At 66.0% G+C, this 18,664-nt stretch carries 14 protein-coding genes; 4 read left to right on the top strand and 10 right to left on the bottom strand.

Going from position 1 to position 18,664, the window contains the following annotated elements; translation table 11 throughout:
- Nucleotides 1-82 precede the first annotated feature (82 nt).
- The 5 genes from ABIC16_RS17730 to ABIC16_RS17710 all read right to left on the bottom strand — a co-directional run bounded on the left by ABIC16_RS17730 (nucleotide 83) and on the right by ABIC16_RS17710 (nucleotide 5,526).
- The gene (locus tag ABIC16_RS17730) at nucleotides 83-811 is read right to left on the bottom strand and encodes an extensin-like domain-containing protein (RefSeq protein WP_354292083.1); all 729 of its coding nucleotides are present in this window, start codon (nucleotides 809-811) and stop codon (nucleotides 83-85) included.
- Between the two features lie 51 nt (nucleotides 812-862).
- Complete coding sequence (locus ABIC16_RS17725; RefSeq protein ID WP_354292375.1) at nucleotides 863-2,428, bottom strand: NAD-dependent malic enzyme; 1,566 nt, start codon at nucleotides 2,426-2,428, stop codon at nucleotides 863-865.
- Between the two features lie 63 nt (nucleotides 2,429-2,491).
- Nucleotides 2,492-3,979, bottom strand: coding sequence for an alginate export family protein (locus ABIC16_RS17720; RefSeq protein WP_354292082.1), 1,488 nt, complete (start codon nucleotides 3,977-3,979; stop codon nucleotides 2,492-2,494).
- A 19-nt stretch (nucleotides 3,980-3,998) separates the two neighbouring features.
- Nucleotides 3,999-5,354, bottom strand: coding sequence for a dicarboxylate/amino acid:cation symporter (locus ABIC16_RS17715; protein ID WP_354292081.1), 1,356 nt, complete (start codon nucleotides 5,352-5,354; stop codon nucleotides 3,999-4,001).
- Between the two features lie 7 nt (nucleotides 5,355-5,361).
- Complete coding sequence (locus ABIC16_RS17710) at nucleotides 5,362-5,526, bottom strand: hypothetical protein (protein ID WP_354292080.1); 165 nt, start codon at nucleotides 5,524-5,526, stop codon at nucleotides 5,362-5,364.
- 55 nt (nucleotides 5,527-5,581) lie between these two features.
- Here ABIC16_RS17710 and ABIC16_RS17705 point away from each other — a divergent pair, with 55 nt between their 5' ends.
- Together ABIC16_RS17705 and ABIC16_RS17700 are read left to right on the top strand one after the other, a co-directional pair.
- Entirely contained in the window at nucleotides 5,582-7,303 is a 1,722-nt protein-coding gene (locus tag ABIC16_RS17705; protein WP_354292079.1) for a sensor histidine kinase, read from the top strand.
- Nucleotides 7,300-8,616 (top strand): sigma-54-dependent transcriptional regulator, encoded by a 1,317-nt coding sequence (locus ABIC16_RS17700; protein WP_354292078.1) that lies wholly within the window; start codon nucleotides 7,300-7,302, stop codon nucleotides 8,614-8,616. The genes ABIC16_RS17705 and ABIC16_RS17700 overlap by 4 nt, the downstream gene beginning before the upstream one ends.
- A 28-nt stretch (nucleotides 8,617-8,644) precedes the next feature.
- On the opposite strand, the gene ABIC16_RS17695 is transcribed toward ABIC16_RS17700, so the two are convergent.
- Nucleotides 8,645-9,229, bottom strand: coding sequence for a hemerythrin domain-containing protein (locus tag ABIC16_RS17695; protein ID WP_354292077.1), 585 nt, complete (start codon nucleotides 9,227-9,229; stop codon nucleotides 8,645-8,647).
- An 85-nt stretch (nucleotides 9,230-9,314) separates the two neighbouring features.
- Between ABIC16_RS17695 and ABIC16_RS17690 the strand changes: the two genes are divergently transcribed.
- On the top strand, nucleotides 9,315-11,639 hold the full coding sequence (locus tag ABIC16_RS17690) for a GH92 family glycosyl hydrolase (protein ID WP_354292076.1): 2,325 nt from the start codon (nucleotides 9,315-9,317) through the stop codon (nucleotides 11,637-11,639).
- A gap of 187 nt (nucleotides 11,640-11,826) precedes the next feature.
- A complete protein-coding gene (locus ABIC16_RS17685; RefSeq protein ID WP_277968928.1) occupies nucleotides 11,827-12,411 on the top strand; it encodes an FxDxF family PEP-CTERM protein in 585 nt (194 codons plus the stop codon).
- 54 nt (nucleotides 12,412-12,465) lie between these two features.
- On the opposite strand, the gene ABIC16_RS17680 is transcribed toward ABIC16_RS17685, so the two are convergent.
- The 4 genes from ABIC16_RS17680 to ABIC16_RS17665 all read right to left on the bottom strand — a co-directional run bounded on the left by ABIC16_RS17680 (nucleotide 12,466) and on the right by ABIC16_RS17665 (nucleotide 18,663).
- Nucleotides 12,466-13,209 (bottom strand): N-acyl amino acid synthase FeeM domain-containing protein, encoded by a 744-nt coding sequence (locus ABIC16_RS17680; protein WP_354292075.1) that lies wholly within the window; start codon nucleotides 13,207-13,209, stop codon nucleotides 12,466-12,468.
- 657 nt (nucleotides 13,210-13,866) lie between these two features.
- Nucleotides 13,867-15,195, bottom strand: a complete 1,329-nt coding sequence (locus ABIC16_RS17675) for an MFS family transporter (RefSeq protein ID WP_354292074.1) — start codon at nucleotides 15,193-15,195, stop codon at nucleotides 13,867-13,869.
- Between the two features lie 80 nt (nucleotides 15,196-15,275).
- Nucleotides 15,276-17,357, bottom strand: coding sequence for a flagellar biosynthesis protein FlhA (gene flhA, locus ABIC16_RS17670; protein WP_277968925.1), 2,082 nt, complete (start codon nucleotides 17,355-17,357; stop codon nucleotides 15,276-15,278).
- Nucleotides 17,358-17,361: 4 nt separating this feature from the next.
- Nucleotides 17,362-18,663 carry a sigma-54-dependent transcriptional regulator gene (locus tag ABIC16_RS17665; protein WP_354292073.1) on the bottom strand — a complete coding sequence of 434 codons (1,302 nt, stop codon included), beginning with the start codon at nucleotides 18,661-18,663 and terminating at the stop codon, nucleotides 17,362-17,364.
- Nucleotide 18,664 lies beyond the last annotated feature (1 nt).

Below are 18,664 nucleotides of genomic sequence, written 5' to 3'. Positions count from 1 at the left end.
CGGTGGACTTAACCTCTGTGCCACATGGCGCAAGGGGGCGCGGGTTCGCCGCCCGCGATACGGCTCGGTCCGCCGCGCCGTATCAGCGGCAGGCACGCCACCCCGTGTCGCCGCGATCCGCCTGATCGAGATGCAGGTGATCGCGGTGCGCGGCATTGTAATCCGGCGACAGGACCGTCGCGAACAGCGTGCATCCCCCGTCGCGCACCGCGTGCAGGAAGCGTCCACGCGCATCGTCGCGCGACCAGTCGCGGAGCACCGCGATGCGACGGCCGTCGGTCAGCACGAAGGCGCTGACGTCGATCGCGTTTCCGGTCGCATGCTCGCTCCAGCTGCCTTCCTGGCGACCGTACATGCGGCGGCAGGAGTAGCTGCCGAAATGCTCGATCCGCGCCACCGTCGTGCCGAACAGGCGTTGCGCTGCGGGTTGAACGACGTTGGCCTGCCACGCAAGCAACCCAACCGTGATCGGGCAGGCGGTCGTCACTACGGGGCTGAGCGTCAGCATGTCCTGGCGTGGGGCCGCGCGAACGCTGTCGGGCGCCCGGCACTGGTCCGGGCCACGTGGCGGAACGGCAGTGAATTTGAGACCCGCCGTTTCCAGCAGCGCACGGCAGGCGGCGGGATCGCGGCCAAGCGCGACGATCTTGCGCCCGGTGAACAGCCCGGGCGGCTGGTCCAGCCGCAACGGCGTCCACGGCAAGTCCTGCGGGGCGGGGCGGAACAGCGCAAACACCACCAGCGCGACCGCCGCGCACAGCACGAGCACGATGATCCGGCGCAGCCAGCGGAGAGCGATCGGGTAAGCCATCAGCGCAGCCAACGCGGCGAGGGCCGCTTTGGCTGCGCCCCGTGCGCGCGATCAGTCGTAGCGCGCTGCCCACATCCCCGATGCGATGTCGCTTTCGTCGACGACGGCGCAATCGGGCCGGGCGACTCCCTCCACGATCGCCTGCCGCGCGACCGCGGTGGCGATGCGCAGCGCGATATCGCGCAGATGCGTGATCGGCGGGAGGAGCGTGCCGCCTTCACCATCCATCGTCGCCAACTCACGCGCAGCGGCCATGAACATGCCCTCGCTCACGCACCGGGCGCCTACTGCTAGCGCGCCAAGCCCGACGCCGGGGAAGATGAAGACGTTGTTGACCTGGGTCACGCCCGCGACCCCGAACGGGCTGCCGGTGCCGACGATTGCGCGGCCCCCGGTCCAGTCGAACAGGTCGGCCGGATGCGCTTCCGCACGCGAAATCGGGTTGGACAGCGGGAAGATGATCGGATGCTCGACGCTCGCGGCCATCGCGCGGATTGCCGCCTCGCTGAAGCCGCCGCTTTGCCCCGACGTGCCGACCAGCACCGTCGGCGCAACTAGCTCGATGGTGGCGAGCAAATCGTACCCGTTCGGATTGAACAGATCGCGCGGGGTGTCGTGACGGGCAAACGCCAGCTGCGATTCGGTCAGCCCCGGCATGTCGTCGACGATCAGTCCGTTTCGGTCGACCGCCCAGATCCGCGTGCGCGCCTCGGCATCGCTCAACCCGTCAGCGACCATCGCGCGGACGAGCAGTTCGCCGATCCCGCAGCCCGCTGCGCCCGCCCCGAACAGCACGATTCGCTGGTCCGCCAGCGTGCCGCCGGTCCGCCGAACCGCGGACAAGAGCGTGCCGAGCGCCGTGGCGGCGGTCCCCTGAATATCGTCGTTGAAGCTCAGCAACCGGTCCCGGTAGCGGTCGAGCAGGCGGTGCGCATTGTGGCCTGCGAAATCCTCCCACTGGAGCAGGACGCCCGGCCACCGCTCGGCCACCGCGGTGACGAAGCTTTCGAGGAAGCCGTCATACTCGTCGCCCCGGACACGGGCATGGCGCCAGCCGACGTACAGCGGGTCATCGCGTCGCGCAGCATTGTCGGTGCCCACGTCGAGGAGGATCGGCAGCACTTCGGCCGGGTGCAGCCCCGCGCACGCGGTGTACAGCGCGAGCTTGCCGATCGGGATCCCCATCCCGCCCGCACCCTGATCGCCAAGCCCAAGGATCCGCTCGCCGTCGCTGACGACGATCACCTTGACTCGGTCGAACGCCGGGTCCGCCAGGATATCGGCGATGCGGCTCTGGTTGGGATAGCTGAGGAACAGCCCGCGCGGGCGGTGCCAGATTTCGCTGAACCGCTCGCATCCTTCGCCGACGGTTGGGGTGTAGATCAGCGGGAGCATCCGCGGCAGGTCGCGCTGGACCAGCGCGTGGAACAGGATCTCGTTCGAATCCTGCAGTTCGCGCAGGAAGGCGTAACGGTGAAAATCGTCCGCCATCCCGTCGAGCGCGCGCATCCGCCGCTCGATCTGGCTGTCGAGCGTTCCGATGTGCGGCGGAAGCAACCCGTGCAATCCGAACGTGTCGCGCTCCGTCTCGGTAAAGGCGGTGCCTTTGTTGGTCAGCGGATCGGCGAGCAGTGCGCGTGCGGCGGCGTGATGGGCGGGAGCGATGAGAAGGGGGTCCTTTCAGAAGCGCAGGCTGATCCAGCCTGCCAGGAAGTCCGAGCTCTTATAGCCTGCGTCGCGCAGCGCCGGCCCGGCGGCGAGATGTTCGTAGCGTCCCGTCAGCGAGACGCGGGGCGACAGCGTCCACACGGCCTGCAACCGCGACACGTTGGCGATTCGCGCGGCGCGGAAGTTCTGCGTTCCCGCGAACGGTGCGCCGCTGGCACGGTACACGGCATCGGTGACGTTTGCGCGCCAATTCAACGCATATTCCGCCGTCACGCGCAGCGCCTTGGTCGGGGATACTGTCACGTTGGGGGCAAGCGTGACGAGGTTCGACGGCGTCAGGAACAATTGATAGCTGTAATAGATGTTGTTCCCGAACGGCGCATAGGCGTTGCGCAACGTCTGCCCGCCATACCCGCCGCCACCGCTCGAATAGTCGAAATGCACGCCGACGCGTGGCGCGGTCTTGGCCTTGCTCACGCGGTACGTCTGCGCGATGAAAAACTGCCACGCGTCGATCCGCTGGTCGATATAGGTCCCGAACTGGTGGTTGACGGTCCAGTCGATCGTCACCGGGCCAGCATCGCCATATGCGTGAACGCCCGCATAGAAGCGTTCCGCGGGGCCGATCCTGCCGCCCCAGGCTCCGACCGAATTCTTGCGCCGCCAGAAGAACGGATCGACGAACAGGTTCGACCCGCCGAACGTGGTCTTGGGCACCACGAACCCGAGCGACACGCCCGAGAAGCGGCGCGCGGGGTCGCTCACGTCATCGTCGGTCCCGAGATCGCCGTAGGCGGTCGGCTTGAGGTCGAACAGGTCGGCACGCACGGTCTTGCCCTTCGCCCACAGCCGGATGCCGTTGAGCGTGTAGCGGATCGTGTTGTTGTCGCGCTGTGAGACGAGCAAATTTGGGCCGTCGGTAAATTCCTGGCGACCGTAGCGTGCGCCAAACTGCACCGAACCGACATCGACGTCGCCTTCGACGAACGCCTGCTGGACCGATAAATCGTTGCGCAGGTTGGCGGCGGGCTGGCCCAGTTCGACCCCGCCAATGCCGCCGTGCGCCAGCTCGATGTAGCCGCGCAGATGCGGCCCGACGTGCAGGTCCGCGCCTCCGACGATGCGGGTGATGTCCTGCCGCTGCGCTTTGCTGTCGCGCAGGTTCGGGTTGGTGGTGTGGTTCATCCGCAGCCGCAATTCGCCCGACAGCGTCAGGTAGACGTCACCGTTCGAATCGAGCGGCAGGAACTTGAGCCGGTCGAGCGGATCGTCGCGCTTCGCCGGATCGCGGAGATTGCTCCAGTCCTCGGCCCAGCGGGAGAGGTTGTAGCCGTTGGTATTGGCGCCTTCGCCCCCGCCTGCGGCGGGATAGCTGGTGGCGATCTCGGTCGCCGGGGCCTTTTCTCCCGCACTCTTCTGGGCATACGCGCCCGATGCGGCGAGGGCGGCGTAGGGCGCGAGGAACGCCGTGGCGACACGCAGTCGCGAAGCAATCATCATGACAAACGTCCTTTCCGGATCAGTTCGCGACGCCGAGCGTCACGGCAGCCGGGCTGGCAGGCGCAGGCGAGGCGACCGTCGTCTTGCCGGAGAGCGCGGCATTGAGCTGCTCCAGGTCGAGCTTGCCCTCCCATTTCGACACAACGACGGTTGCGACCGCATTGCCGATGAAGTTGGTCAGGCTGCGGCATTCGGACATGAAGCGGTCGACCCCGAGGATCAGCGCCATCCCCGCGACCGGCACCGACGGCACGATCGACAGCGTTGCGGCGAGGGTGATGAACCCTGCGCCGGTAACGCCCGCCGCGCCCTTGGACGACAGCATCGCGACGCTCAGCAGCAGCAACTGCTGCCCCAGTGTCAGGTCGACGTTGCACGCCTGCGCGATGAACAGCGCGGCCAGCGTCATGTAGATGTTGGTGCCGTCGAGGTTGAAGCTGTAGCCGGTCGGCACGACCAGCCCGACGATCGACTTGGGGCAGCCGGCGCGCTCCATCTTCTCGATCAGCGAGGGCAGTGCGCTTTCCGACGACGAGGTGCCGAGCACCAGCAGCAGTTCGGCCTTGAGGTAGAGGATCAGCTTGATGATCGAGAAGCCGGTCAGCCGCGCGACCAGCCCGAGCACGACCAGCACGAAGATCAGCGAGGTCGCATAGAAGGTGCCGACCAGCGTCGCGAGATTGGCGAGCGTGCCGACGCCGTATTTGCCGATCGTGAACGCCATCGCGCCGAATGCGCCGATCGGGGCCGCGCGCATCACGATGCCGACCAGCTTGAAGAAGGTGATCGACACATCGTTGAGCAGATCGAGCACCTTGGCCCCGCGTTCGCCAATCAGCGCGAGCGCGATCCCGAACAGGATCGAGATGAACAGCACTTGCAGGATGTTGCCCTGCGTCATCGCCGACAGGAACGTGTCGGGAATGATGCCCGTCAGGAAGCCGGTCAGCGTCGTCTCATGCGCCTTCGCGGCATATTCGCTGACCTTCGATGCATCGAGCGAGGCGGGATCGATGTTGAGTCCCGCGCCTGGCCGGACGACGTTGGCGACGACCATCCCGACGATCAGCGCGAGCGTCGAGAAGAACAGGAAATAGGCGAACGCCTTGCCCGCCACGCGTCCGACCGACCCGAGATCCCGCATCCCGGCAATGCCGGTGACGATCGTCAGGAAGATGACCGGCGCGATTACCATCTTTACCAGCTTGATGAAGGCATCGCCGATCGGCTTCATCGCTTCGCCCGTCTGAGGCGCGAAATGGCCGAGCAGCACGCCCGCGACGATCGCGAGCAGAACCTGGAAATAGAGTTGCGCGTACCACCGCTTTGGAGCGGCAGGCGGCTGTTCGCCGGCAGCGGGGATCGAAATGGACATGGGGCCTTCATCCTCTGAACACGCGGTTCGGCTCTGCGGCGATACCTGCTGCCCGAAGTATCGCGTCCATTGCCGCGCGGCTTGGCACATATTCGTAATTCACCAAAAACCCCCGCTTTTCGGTGGTTTGTGGAAGTTTCTCATGAAACCAAGTGTCGAAAATGGCCGTCACGATCCGGCGCTTGTGCCGAAAGTTGCACATCGTCGCCACGATGCTAGGGTTTCGCATGCGGATGGTCTTTTCTGGACGACGAGTCGGCGTTGCCGTCGTTGCGATCCTCCTCGCGCTTGCGGTCGCGTGGGCCGTTGGCGGGGTGATCGAACACCAGGCCCGTATCCGGCTCGTGGCATCGTTGACGGCGGATGCGCGGCTGCGCGCCGCGCTGCTCGCCAGCGAAGTCGCGCGGTTCCGCCTCCTGCCGCTTGCGCTGGCCGATGATCAGGATGTCGTCGCAGCGTTGGAGGGGCGGACGAATGCGCGAGCGATCCTCGATCGCAAGCTCGAACGCCTGGCCGTCGAAACCGGCGCGGAGGCAATGTACGTAATCGCGCCCGATGGTCGAGCGATCGCAGCGAGCAATTGGCGCAGTAGGAAGAGTTTCGTCGGCAACGATTATCGCTTCCGCCCGTATTTCCAGCAGGCGCGCGGCGGCGGTGAGGGACGGCAGTTCGCGCTCGGCACGGTCAGCAACCGCCCCGGCCTCTATCTTGCGCGACGGACATCGGCGGCTGGCGTCGTCGTGGTGAAGCTCGATTTCGGGTCGATCGAACGGCAATGGGCGGCGGCGGGTGGCGTCACCTTCGTCACCGACCCAGCCGGGCTGATCCTCATTGCGAGCCGCCCGCAGTGGCGCTTTGCGATGACACGACCGCTGTCGTCCACCGAACGCGCGACCGCCTTGCGAACCAGCGGCGCCGCTGCCTTGCTGCAGGTCCCGTTCCGGGCGGCACGGGGCGGACGGATCGCGGTTCCGGGGGAGAAAGGCACCTTGCTCGTCGTGCAGACCGCGCCGGACGGCGCGGGGTGGCGCGTAACGCTCGCGCAACCGACGCGCGTCGCGGTGGACGATGTCGCCCGGGCGGGGGCGATCGTCGCGGGGATGGTCACGCTAGTGCTGTTGTGGCTTACCGGGGCGGGATGGTCCGCGGCGCGGCGCCGGGCGGACCGGACGAGCCAGCTCGAACAGGCGGTCGCCGACCGGACCGCCGCGCTCCGCCACGAAATCGAGGAACGGACCGAGCTGGAAACGCGCGCGGCGATCCTGCGCGAGGCGTTGCGCCAGGCAAACCGGTTGGCCACGCTTGGGCAGATCACCGCGAGCGTCGCGCATGAAACAGCGCAGCCGGTTGCCGCGATCCGCACTTATGCCGCGACTGGGGAGACGCTGCTCGACCGCGGCGCGACCGAGGACGTCCGCACCAACCTCCGCGCGATCGCCCGCCTGACCGAACGGATCGGCGCGGTCACCGCGCAGCTGCGCGGGTTCTCGCGCAAGGCGAGCGGGGAAATCGGCCCGGTGCCGCTCACCGAAGTGATCGAGGGCGCGCAGTTGATCCTGCGCGAGCCCTTGTCGCACATCCGGGTCGCGTGGCCGGCGGTCGCAGCCGACCTCTGCGTGATCGCGGGGCGGATCCGGCTCGAGCAAGTGTTCGTCAACGTGCTGCAAAACGCGACCGAAGCGCTTCAGGCGCAGCCGGACGGGGCGATCGTCGTGACGGTCGACCCCCGGGACGACAACGTCGTCGTCCGGATTCACGACAACGGTCCGGGTATCGCGCCCGAGATCGCGGAGCGCCTGTTCACGCCGTTCGCGACCAGCCGGGCGGCGGGACTGGGCCTGGGATTGGTGATCGCAAAGGATATCATGGAAGATCTGGGCGGGTCGCTGCGCCTCGCCCCGGAGCCGCACGGCGCCTGTTTCGAACTCGTATTGCGGAGAGCGCCATGACCGCCGGCCTGCGCGTCGCGCTGATCGAGGATGACGAGGACCTGCGCGTCTCGACGACGCAGTTGCTGTCGCTCGCCGGGTTCACGGTCGATGCCTATCCGGCGGCGACCCCGGCGCTGGCCGCGATCCAGGCAGACTTTCCGGGCGTCGTCGTCACCGACGTGCGCTTGCCGCATCTCTCGGGAACCGAAGTGTTCGAGCAGTTGCGCGCGCGCGATCCGAGCCTGCCCGTGATCCTGATCACGGGGCACGGCGATGTCGAGATGGCGGTTTCCGCGCTGAAGGCGGGCGCGTGGGATTTCCTGACCAAGCCGTTCGATCCCGACGTATTGCTGGCCGCGGTCACACGCGCGGCGACCGCGCGGATGCTCGAGCTGGACAACCGGCGACTCCGCGCCGCGGCGCAGGCGACGGGCGCGCCGGAGGACGATGCCAGCAACGGCCTGATCGGGTATTCCCCCGCGATCGAGCGACTGCGGTCGATGATCCCGGTGTTGGCCGACGCGGACATCGACTTGCTGATCGAGGGCGAGACCGGGACCGGGAAGGCGCTGCTCGCGCGGCGCATCCATGCGGCGGGCAAGCGGCGACGGCATCGCTTGCTCGGCGTCGCCTGTGGTGCGTATCCGGACGCGTTGCTCGACAGCGACCTGTTCGCCCGGGTCGGCAGCGGGAGCGTGGTCGCGGCGAGCCGCGGCACCGTGCTGCTTGATGATCTCGACCAGGCATCGCGCGCGCTTCAGGCGCGGCTGACCGCGCTGGTCGAGGCGCGCGCGCTGGTCACCCCCGGCGTGCGCGATGCGGTTCCGATCGATCTGCGCGTGATCGCCACCGCCGCCGAACCCGGCGCGCGCGCGGAAGATGCGATCGCGCCCGCCTTGTTATACCGGATCGCGGCGGTGCGATTGCGGATGCCGCCCTTGCGCGAACGGCGCGAGGACGTGGTACCGTTGTTCGCCCATTTCGTCGCCGAGGCGGCGCAGCGCATCGAAGGACCGGTGCCCGCGATGACCGCGGCGGCGCAACATCATCTCGCCACGCACGACTGGCCCGGCAACGTTCGCGAACTCGCCCATTTTGCCGAGCGGTTCGTCCTCGGGCTCGACGCGACCGCGGATACCACCGAAGCGCAGCCGGCGAGCCTGCCCGAGCGGCTCGATGCGTTCGAGCGCGCCGCGATCATCGCCGCGATGAGCGCGGCTGGCGGAGAAGTCGGCGTGGCGATCGAGCATCTCGGGATCCCGCGCAAAACCTTCTATTACCGCGTCAAGCGGCTCGGGATCGCGTTGGGGCCTTTGAAGCGCCCAGGGTAGTGGCTGGCCGTGTAGTCCAGCGTTGGCGTTATCCGACGCTGCGTTCGCCATGTTGGAGGAGCGCGGGGATCACGAGATCCTCCTCGTCCTCCAGATGCCGTGCCAGCAACTGGATCAACCGGTCGGTCGCGTCGGAATAGCCGTCGCGGGCAGCGGCCACGGCACTCCCCCCGCGCGGGAGCGCGGTCACGAGCTGGCGGGCGGCGTCGAGGGATGTCAGCACTGCGCCGTGGATCAGGTGGTGATCGCTTTCCAGCAAGTCGAAGCCGTGCTGCATCCGGGGATCGAGCGCGCGGAACTTGGGGAAATAGGCAGCGTCCTCGATCTGGTGATGCCCCTCCAGATGCTGCAGGAACTGGTTAAACCGAGGTACGAACGCTTGCTGGAACGCGTTCGCCTCCAGGGTACCGTCGCGGAAAGCCTGGGTGATCTGCTGCAATTGGTTGCCCTGATCGCGCAAACTGGCGTGAACCTGCAACCAAAACGCGGCGAGTTCGCCAAAATTGTGGTGTTCCCGCCACGTCGGCGCCGGATACGTGTCGCGCAGATAGGCGATCGTGCCGGGCAATCCCGATCGGCTTTCCAGTGGCCAGGCGGTGGAATCATCGGACATGCGAACGGCTTAAGCGGTAGCGGGGCGACGCCGCAACCGCCAACCGCCCTTTTCACGGACGCAAGGGTTTGCTCTACTTCGTGCCATGACCCTTTCCCGCAGCCTCATCGCCCTTTCGCTATCGTCGGCGATCGCCATTGCCACGCCGCTCACGGCCCAATCGACGTACGATCAGGTCGATCCGATGATCGGCACCGGGGGGGAAGGGCATACGTTTCCGGGCGCGGTCGCGCCGTTCGGCATGGTTCAGCTCAGCCCGGACACCGACACCGGGCATCTCGTGCGGGACAGTTACAAATGGGCGGCGGGCTATCGGTATAGCGATCCGACGATCCAGGGCTTCTCGCACACGCATTTCTCGGGTGCCGGGCATTCCGACCTCGGCGATTTCCTCGTGATGCCGGTGGCGGGGAATACGGTGTCGCTAGAACCCGGCGACGCGGCGCAACCCGGCTCGGGCTATCGCTCGCGGTTCGATCACGGCAGCGAGATCGCAGTGCCCGGCTATTATGCGGTGACGCTGCGTGATGCGAGCGTCCGCGCGGAAATGACCGCGGGTACGCGTGTCGGCGTGCATCGCTATACCTTCCCGACGGGCAAGGCGGCGCATCTCGTGCTTGATCTGCGCAGCTCACTTTATACCTATCCGGGCAAGATCCTGTGGTCCTCGCTCCGGCTGCTGCCCGACGGCACCATCGTCGGCGCGCGGCAGACACGGGGGTGGGCCCCCGATCGGCAGCTGTTCTTCGCGATGCGCTTCTCGGCACCGCTGACTGACCATGCCTTCGTCAGCACCGAGCGCGATGTGCCATACAAGGGCTTCCAGGGGCCGGGGCGCGGAAGCGATGCCGTGGCCGAACGGTCGGGACGGGCGCTGGCCGCGCGGCTCGATTTCGGACAATTGACGCAGCCGCTCGAAGTACGGGTCGCGATTTCGTCGGTCGATGAGGCGGGGGCGATCGCCAATCTTGCGAGTGAGCCGACCTCGTTCGACGCGGTCCGCGCGAAGACGGTGGCGGCATGGCACACGGCGCTCGATGTGCTAACGCTGCAGGCACCCGCGCCGATGCAACGCAACGTCGCGACTGCGCTATATCACAGCTTGCTCGCGCCATCGGTCGCGGGGGATTTCGACGGACGCTATCGCGGGCCGGACAATCAGGTCCACCAGGCGAAGGGCTACACCTTCCGCTCGACCTTCTCGCTCTGGGATACGTTCCGCGCCGAACATCCGTTGCTCACCCTGGTCCAGCCGGCGGAGACAACGCGCGAAATCGTCCAGTCGCTGATCGACAGCCGGGTGCACAGCCCGGACGGCATTCTACCGGTCTGGCAGTTCCAGGGCCGCGAGACGTGGACGATGATCGGCTATCACGCGGTGCCGGTCATCGCCGACGCTTATCTGAAGGGGATCCGCGGGTTCGATGCCAACGCCGCGCTCGATGCGATGGTCGCGAGCGCGACCTACGGTCCGTACGGTGGCCTGAACGACTATATGAAGCTCGGCTACGTCCCGATCGACCGGGAGCCCGAAGCGGCCTCCAAGACGGTCGAATATGCCTATGACGACTGGACCATATCCCGGATGGCCGCGGCGATGGGGCGCAAGGACGTTGCGGCAACCTTCGCCAAACGCGCAGGCTATTGGCGCAACAGCTTCGATCCAAAGACGGGTTTCGTCCGCGCGCGAAAGAGCGACGGTGCGTTTCGCGTGCCGTTCGACCCGACCGCGATCAACTACGGGTCGGATTATACCGAAGGCAACGCCTGGCAATACAGCTGGTTCGTACCCCAGGACCAAGCCGCGCTGGTCACCGCGCTGGGGGGCGACCGCGCGACCGTCGCCAAGCTCGATGCGATGTTCGACTATGACAATTCGAAACTCGACTACAGCCACGCCGAGGATATCGCTGGCCTGATCGGCCAGTACATCCACGGCAACGAACCAAGCCACCATGTCGCCTATCTTTACGGTTACGCAGGTGCGCCCTGGCGGACCCAGGCGCGGCTACAGCAGATCGTTGCCAGCCAGTACCATCCGACGCCGGATGGGTTGGCAGGAAACGATGACTTAGGGCAGATGTCGGCATGGCTGGTCTTCACGGCGCTCGGCTTCTATCCGGTGACGCCGGGCAGCCTCGAATATGTCATCGGTCGTCCGTTCGTTGAGCGGGCTGTGCTGGCGCTGCCCAACGGCAAGCGGTTGACGATTGTAGCGGACGGACTTGATCCGACGCACCCCTATGTCGGCAGTGTGACGCTGAACGGCAGACCCGTCACGAAGGCGTATCTTCGGCATGACCAGATCCTTGCAGGCGGCGCATTGCGCTTCCGCATGCAGGCATCGCCGAACATGACATGGGCGACCACGCCCACGGATCGCCCGTTCTCCTTGAGCAGGCAGCGATAAAAATTCGCTTGGGGATGGATCGAAAACGCGGGTCGAGCGTGCCACGTTAATAGCTGTAAATTGGTTAACAAACCCCACTGTCAGTGGATTTTACACATCGAGCGAACGGTTTAGCGGCGTTTCCCACAAAACGTGGGTTGGCACGGAGCTTGCTAGTAAGGTTTCGTCAATTAATGGAGTGTTGTAAATGCGTACCAAGCTTCTTTCCGCCGCTGCTGCCGTCGCCATCGCAGCTGTTGCAGGCGTTGCGCCCGCTTCGGCTGCTGTTTTCCCCGTCAACGCAACTGCACAGAACGCTGCGAACAACGGCTTCTTCACCGCCGCTGCAGGCGGCGCTGGCACGTTCAACGGCTCGTTCGGCGTTCGGAACATTGCCCAGGGCAATTTCTCGGAAATCTTCACGTTCACCCTGCCGACCGACGGTCTGGGCAGCGGTTCGGTAACCTCGATCGCATCGGGCATGCTGTCGGCGCTCACCGACGCCAACTTCACGTCGGTGTTCTTCAACGGTCAGGCTGCTCAAATCGCACCGAACGGTCGTTTTGAGTTCGCTTCGCTCGAGCTCGTTCCGATCACGGCTGGCCAGCTCAACACGCTGACCGTGAACGGCTTCTCGTTCGGCGGCGCATCGATCGGCGGCAGCCTGTCGTTCACGCCGACTGCAGGCGCTGTTCCGGAAACCGCAACGTGGATGATGATGCTCGCCGGCTTCGGCATGATGGGTGCAGGCCTGCGCTATCGTCGTCGCAGCTCGACCGTCGCTTTCGCTTAATCGCGGTAAGTCAGGAAATGCCGCCGGTGAAAACCGGCGGCATTTTTTTGTCCGTCAAAGATCGGGCAGGAAAACTTTCACCAGCGCATTCCCCGACTGCGTGCGGTGGATCGCTTCGTCAGACGTAAGCTCGTCCGCGAGCTCGAGAGCGTCGTCGCGCGAGAAGAACAGGGCATAGAGCGAGCGCGCCACGGCGCCCGTCGACAGATCGCCCGCAGCGGCGTCGATCCGCCGCCGGATGCTCGAAATCTCCAGCCACATCAGTTGCGACGGCGCGCCGACGCTGGTGTTGGTGCGCGGTGTGCCGATCGACTTGAACCCCAGCATTGCTTCGTAAAACCGCCGGTGCCGCGGATTGACCTCGATAAACAGGTCGGTGCAGCGGTGGTGATGATAGCCGTAGATGAAGACGATATGGAACAGCGCGGCGAGCAGCGGCTTGGAGGGCAGGCCGGTTTCGAACGCAAGCCGGCTGAGTTCGCAGATCTTGCGACCCGTCGTTTCGCGGAATGGGTTGAGCTCGTCGGCGAAGATTGCGTCAGCGGCCAGCCCGGCCTCGGAGTCCACCACCAGCGTGACGGTCCCGAGCACCTGGGCGTCGGCCGTTGCGGTAAAGGTTGCGCACGCCCGATGGGCGGGAAGCGCATGATTGCTGCCATAACCACGCCAGGCATAGCGGCGGTTGATCAGAGAACAGGCATTTTCCCGACGATCGCTCGTGTCGGCCAGCTCGATCTGCACCGGCCGTCCGAAAACGCCCGGCGGAAAGCGAGGCGCGTTGTAGGGTTGTGTCCCCATCGACCGACCGCGATGCTGGCGAGGCGAACCCACCGTGCGGAACGAACACCCCCGGCTGCATACCCATCGCAAACCCCCAATTTCAGCAACACATACTGATCTCGCGACCACGTCTTGAAGGCAGTCTCCATAAATTTGTCTTTACGGAATGCCTTACCGGACAGTGCGGAGTTGCCGAATAGGGTTAATAAACGCCAGCCTTTTGAACAGGCTGCTCGGTCAGTCGTGCCGTTTGTAAGGTTAACGCGCGACGGCTACTTGCGGTGCGCCCCAAATGAAACAGACGTTCGTACAAAAGGATGATCTGTCCGGGAGGGGGGTATGAACACGCCATATGCCGCAATCGGCGCGATCGATTCGCGGAAAGGGGGGGCGGAACGCCGCGCGGCGGTGTTATAGAACACCCCATCCTGCCAAGCGAGTCGACGGATCTCGTCCGCCGCATCGTATGGACACGACATCGTCGTTCCCGACCGGTTGCCCGCATCCGTGAACCCCGCCTCGAAGGCGTCGATCAAACTGTCTAGGCAAGTATCGCGCAGCATAAGTGTTAAACCTTGTGTTCCCCCGAGGGTTCCGACTGGTTAAGCATTTTCCAGTACCTACCATATTAGGACGGTCTCGCAAAATCGGGCAGGCGCGGACAGGCCAAGAGGGTCACCGGGCATCATCGAGCGGGTCCTGGTCGCGGTTTGTACGCATCAGCACTGCGGTGACGAACGCCACCGCACAAATTGCGGTCACGTACCAATAGAAGCCGGATTCATTGCCGGCGGCCTTGAACGACAAGGCAACATATTCAGCGGAGCCACCGAACAGCGCGTTGCCGATCCCGTACGCAAGGCTCACGCCCAGCGCGCGGACATGCACCGGGAACAGCTCGGCTTTGAACAGACCGCTGATCGACGTGTACAGGCTGTTGATCGCCAGGCCCGCCAGCACGAGCGCGAAGGCTGCACCCGCACTCTGCACGTTGGCGAGCAGCGACAGCAGCGGCACCGTCGCCAGCGTTGCAAGTGCGCCGAACAGCAGCATGTTGGTTCGCCGCCCAATCCGGTCCGACAGCAGGCCGAACACCGGTTGCAGCAAGGCGAACGGGATCAGCACCGCCGTCATCACCCAATTCGCGGACTTGGCGTCCATGTGCGCGGTATTGACCAGATACTTCTGCATGTACGTCGAGAAGACGTAGAACATCAGCGATCCGCCGGCGGTCAGCCCCAGCACGGTCAGGAATGCTCGCCAATGCGGGATCAGGCCGCGTAGCGTGCCGGCATCGGGATGCTTGGCACCGGTATTGGTCGTCTCGTGCAGGACATGCCGGAAGAGAAGGATCGTCAACGCCGCCACCGCGCCGATCGCGAACGGGATACGCCAGCCGAACGCGCGCATTTCCTCGGTAGTGAGGACTTGCTGCAGGATCAGGATCACCGCGAGCGCGAGCAACTGCCCGCCGATCAGCGTAACATATTGAAACGAGGCGAAGAAGCCGCGCCGCCCGGTGAAAGCGATTTCGCTGAGATAGGTCGCGGCGGTGCCATATTGCCCGCCGGTCGAGAACCCCTGGATCATCCGCCCGAGCAGTAGCAGCGCGGGGGCGAACGCGCCGATCGTTGCGTAGGTCGGCAGCGACGCGATCAGCGCGGAGCCGATCCCCATCAGGATGATCGACACCACCATCGCGCGTCGCCGCCCGTGCTGGTCCGCGAACCGCCCGAAATACCATCCGCCGAGCGGCCGCAACAGGAAGCCGACAGCGAAGATCCCCGACGTGCCGAGCAACTGCGCGGTACGGTCGCCGGTGGGGAAGAACTCGGCGGAAAAGTACAGCGCGGTGAAGGCGTAGACGTAGAAGTCGTACCATTCGATCAGATTGCCCATCGACCCCGCGACGATCGCGCGTGCGCGCGCGGCGGTGCTCAGTTCCGCGGTCGATCCGCTCGAGGCGGGCGCGGCGGGGGCTCGGTCTGGCTGGGCTAAGGTCATGACCATGCTTGTGAACCGTCATGATCCGGGTCGCAACGTCGCGGTAACATTACGTTGCAAACGGACAGGATGGCCGCCGCCTAACCAATGCTTCCCAACGCCCGGACGCGGGCTCTCGCGTGGATTTCGTTCTGCGACAGCACGACGGTCGCGGGGCGGACGCGTTCGATCACCGAGCGCACGAACGGACGGATCGTCGGGTTGGTCAGCAGGCACGGGATCTCGCCATCGCCGGCCAACCGGTCGAACGTCTCGCGCACCGCGGCGATGAAGCCTTGCAACGCGGACGGCGCCATCGCGAGCTGGCGTTCGTCGCCGTGGCCGATGATGCTTTCGGCAAAGGCGGCGTCCCAGTCGGGCGACAGCGTGACGATCGGGATCGCGCCATCCATCGCCTGTTGCGCCGAAATCTGTCGCGCGAGGCGCGCGCGGACATGCTCGGTCATCTGCGTGAGGTTGGCGGTAATCGGCGCCGCCTCGGCAATCCCTTCGAGGATCGTCGGAATATCGCGGATCGACACGCCCTCGCTCAGCAGGTTCTGCAGGATCCGCTGGACCCCCGACACCGAGATGCGGCTCGGCACGATCTCGGCGACCAGCTTGGCCGAATCCGGATGAATCTCGCCGAGCAGCTTCTGCACCTCGGTATAGCTCAGCAGGTCGGCGATGCTGCCTTTGACCAGCTCGGTCAGGTGCGTGGTGATGATCGTGCCCGCATCGACCACGGTCAGCCCGCGGAACCCGGCTTCCTCGCGCAGATCGCGGTCGATCCACAACGCGGGCAGGTTGAAGACGGGTTCGCGCGTCGCGTCGCCGGGAATGCCGGTCGGGCCGCCACCGGGGTTGATGACGAGCAGCCGGTCGAGCCTAATCTCACCGCGCGCCGCCTCGGTTTCCTTGATCGTGACGAGATATTCGTTGGGCTTGAGCGCGAGATTGTCGATGATCCGTACCGCGGGCAGCACGAAACCGAATTCGGTCGCCATCTGTCGCCGCAAAGCGCGGACCTGATCGTCGAGCCTCGGCTCGCGCGCCGTATCGTTGATGATCGGGAGCAGGCCGTAGCCAATCTCGATCCGCACCGCATCGATCGCGAGCGTGCGCGAGATCGGTTCCTCGGCCACTGCGGACGCTTCCGCTTCGGCGGCCGCGCTGGCGGCGGCGGCGCGCGCGGCAGTGACGGTGGCGGCGCGCGACAGCGACCAGGCGGCATAGCCCGCCAGCCCCGAGAACAACGCGAACGGCACGAACGGCAACCCCGGCAGCAACGCCAGCGCGCCCATCAGCGCGGATACCATCCCGAACGCCTTGGGATAACGCCCGAGCTGTTCGCCGAGCGCCGCGCCGGTCTTGCCCGCGACCCCGCCCTTGGACACGAGCAGCCCCGCCGCCATCGACACGATCAGCGCGGGGATCTGGCTGACCAGCCCGTCGCCGATCGTCAGCAACGTATAGGTGTGGAACGCTTCGCCGAACGGTACGCCGTGGATCGCAACGCCGATGATCAGCCCGACCACCACGTTGATTGCGGTGATCAGCAACGCCGCGATCGCATCGCCCTTCACGAACTTGGACGCACCGTCCATCGCGCCATAGAAGCCGCTTTCGGCCTCGACCTCGCCGCGGCGATCTCGCGCCTGTTGCTCGGTGATCATGCCCGCCGACAGATCAGCGTCGATCGCCATCTGCTTGCCGGGCATTGCATCCAGGCTGAAGCGCGCCGCGACTTCGGCGATGCGCCCCGCGCCCTTGGTAATGACGACGAAGTTGATCACGACGAGGATCGCGAAGATGGTGAGCCCGATCACGGTCTCCCCGCCGATCAGGAATTCGCCGAACGCGCCGATCACGCCGCCCGCCGCCTGTGCGCCTTCGTGCCCATGCGCGAGGATTAATCGGGTAGAAGCGAGGTTGAGTCCGAGCCGAAGCATCGTTGCGATCAACAGGATCGTCGGAAAAGCGGATAGCTGCAGCGGCTTTTCGATGAAAAGCGCGGTCATCAGGATCATCACCGACAGCGTGATCGACAGCGCGAGCCCGAGGTCGAGCATCCATGCGGGCAAGGGCAGGATGAGCATCGCAATGATTGCGACCACGCCGATCGCCAGCGCCATGTCACGGTTCGCGCCGATCCGCGCGAACATCTGGTTGAGCACGGGCATCGCCTCAGACCGCCGGTGTCACGGCGATTCCCGCCTCGACGAAGGTCTTGAGCTTGTTGCGCATCGTCCGCACCGAAATGCCGAGGATCTGCGAGGCGGAGGTGCGGTTGCCGCGACACCGTTCCAGTGTCAGCAGGATCAGGTCGCGCTCGACGTCCTCGACCGTGCGCCCGACCAGCGCGTCCATTTCGGCGGGGCCATTCCCGCGCGTCGCAGTCGCCGCGATGCGTGACCCGTCCGCCAGAACCAGCGCGTCCGGCGAGAGGTCCGGTCCCGCGCCGAGCAGCACCGCGCGGTGCATGACGTCCTGGAGTTCGGCGACGTTGCCCGGCCAGTCATAGCCGGCAAGCAGACGGCACGTCTGATCCGACAGCGTCGGAGCAGGGCGCCCTTCCGATGCCGCAAAGCTTGTGGCGAAACTCCGCGCGAGCAAGGGGATGTCCCCGCCGCGCGCGCGCAGCGGCGGCAGGATGATCGTCGCCAGCGCGAAGCGCGCGAGCAGATCCGCGCGGAACCGCCCCGCGTCGACCAGTGCCTCCAGCGCTCTGCGCGCGCTCGCGATCATCCGGGGCGCGCCCGCCTCGTCGATCGCGCCGAGCAGGCGCGCCTGCAACGCCGCGGGCAGCACCTCGATATCGCGCAGGAAGACGGTGCCGCCGCGCGCCGTCGTCATGGCGCCGCGACGGTGTCCGCGCGCCATCGGGAAGGCGGTCCCGTCATGGCCGAACAGTTCATATTCCAGAATGTCGGGGGCGACCCCGGCGCATTCGATCGTCACGAACGTCCCGCCGCCGCGCCCGGCCTGATGAATCGCCTGTGCGACGCGTTCCTTGCCGGTGCCGCGTTCGCCGGTCAGCAGGATCGGAGCGTGGCTCGCGCCCATCGCGCGGGCAAAGTCGAGCGCGCGCAGGAAAGCGGGATGCGCGCCGATCAGCGGCCCGGCCGGAAGGGCGGCGATCTCGCGGATCGCCGCGGCGATCAGTTCGCGGTCCGGCGGCAGCGGCACATAATCACGCGCGCCTGCGCGGATCGCGGCGACCGCGCGCGCCGCCGAGGCATCGATCCCACACGCGATGACGGGAACCGCGAACCGCTCGGCGGCAAGATCCGCGAGGAACCCGCAGACGTCGGTCGCGATGTCGATCATCACCAGCGCGGCACCCTGTTCGCGCAGGCATGCCAGCGCCGCCTCGACCGTGGTCGCGGTCGCGACTTCGGCCCCTGCATCGCGCGCCATTCCGGCGGCGACGTGAAACGCACCATCGGCAGGGCCGACGAGCAGCATCCGAACGATCGAACCGCCCATC

Source organism: Sphingomonas sp. PvP055 (assembly GCF_040546365.1).
GTDB classification, from domain to species: Bacteria; Pseudomonadota; Alphaproteobacteria; order Sphingomonadales; family Sphingomonadaceae; genus Sphingomonas; species Sphingomonas echinoides_A.
Note: the sequence above shows the minus strand (reverse complement) of the source record. Positions and strands in the feature narration are given on the sequence as shown.

Excerpts from the sequence above, each read along its gene's own strand:
- ABIC16_RS17720 (WP_354292082.1), bottom strand. The coding sequence starts at position 3,979 with ATGATGATTGCTTCGCGACTGCGTGTCGCCACGGCGTTCCTCGCGCCC.
- ABIC16_RS17715 (WP_354292081.1), bottom strand. The coding sequence starts at position 5,354 with ATGTCCATTTCGATCCCCGCTGCCGGCGAACAGCCGCCTGCCGCTCCA.
- ABIC16_RS17705 (WP_354292079.1), top strand. The coding sequence starts at position 5,582 with ATGCGGATGGTCTTTTCTGGACGACGAGTCGGCGTTGCCGTCGTTGCG.
- ABIC16_RS17690 (WP_354292076.1), top strand. The coding sequence starts at position 9,315 with ATGACCCTTTCCCGCAGCCTCATCGCCCTTTCGCTATCGTCGGCGATC.
- ABIC16_RS17685 (WP_277968928.1), top strand. The coding sequence starts at position 11,827 with ATGCGTACCAAGCTTCTTTCCGCCGCTGCTGCCGTCGCCATCGCAGCT.
- ABIC16_RS17675 (WP_354292074.1), bottom strand. The coding sequence starts at position 15,195 with ATGACCTTAGCCCAGCCAGACCGAGCCCCCGCCGCGCCCGCCTCGAGC.
- ABIC16_RS17730 (WP_354292083.1), bottom strand. The coding sequence starts at position 811 with ATGGCTTACCCGATCGCTCTCCGCTGGCTGCGCCGGATCATCGTGCTC.
- ABIC16_RS17665 (WP_354292073.1), bottom strand. The coding sequence starts at position 18,663 with ATGGGCGGTTCGATCGTTCGGATGCTGCTCGTCGGCCCTGCCGATGGT.
- flhA (WP_277968925.1), bottom strand. The coding sequence starts at position 17,357 with ATGCCCGTGCTCAACCAGATGTTCGCGCGGATCGGCGCGAACCGTGAC.
- ABIC16_RS17700 (WP_354292078.1), top strand. The coding sequence starts at position 7,300 with ATGACCGCCGGCCTGCGCGTCGCGCTGATCGAGGATGACGAGGACCTG.
- ABIC16_RS17680 (WP_354292075.1), bottom strand. The coding sequence starts at position 13,209 with ATGGGGACACAACCCTACAACGCGCCTCGCTTTCCGCCGGGCGTTTTC.
- ABIC16_RS17695 (WP_354292077.1), bottom strand. The coding sequence starts at position 9,229 with ATGTCCGATGATTCCACCGCCTGGCCACTGGAAAGCCGATCGGGATTG.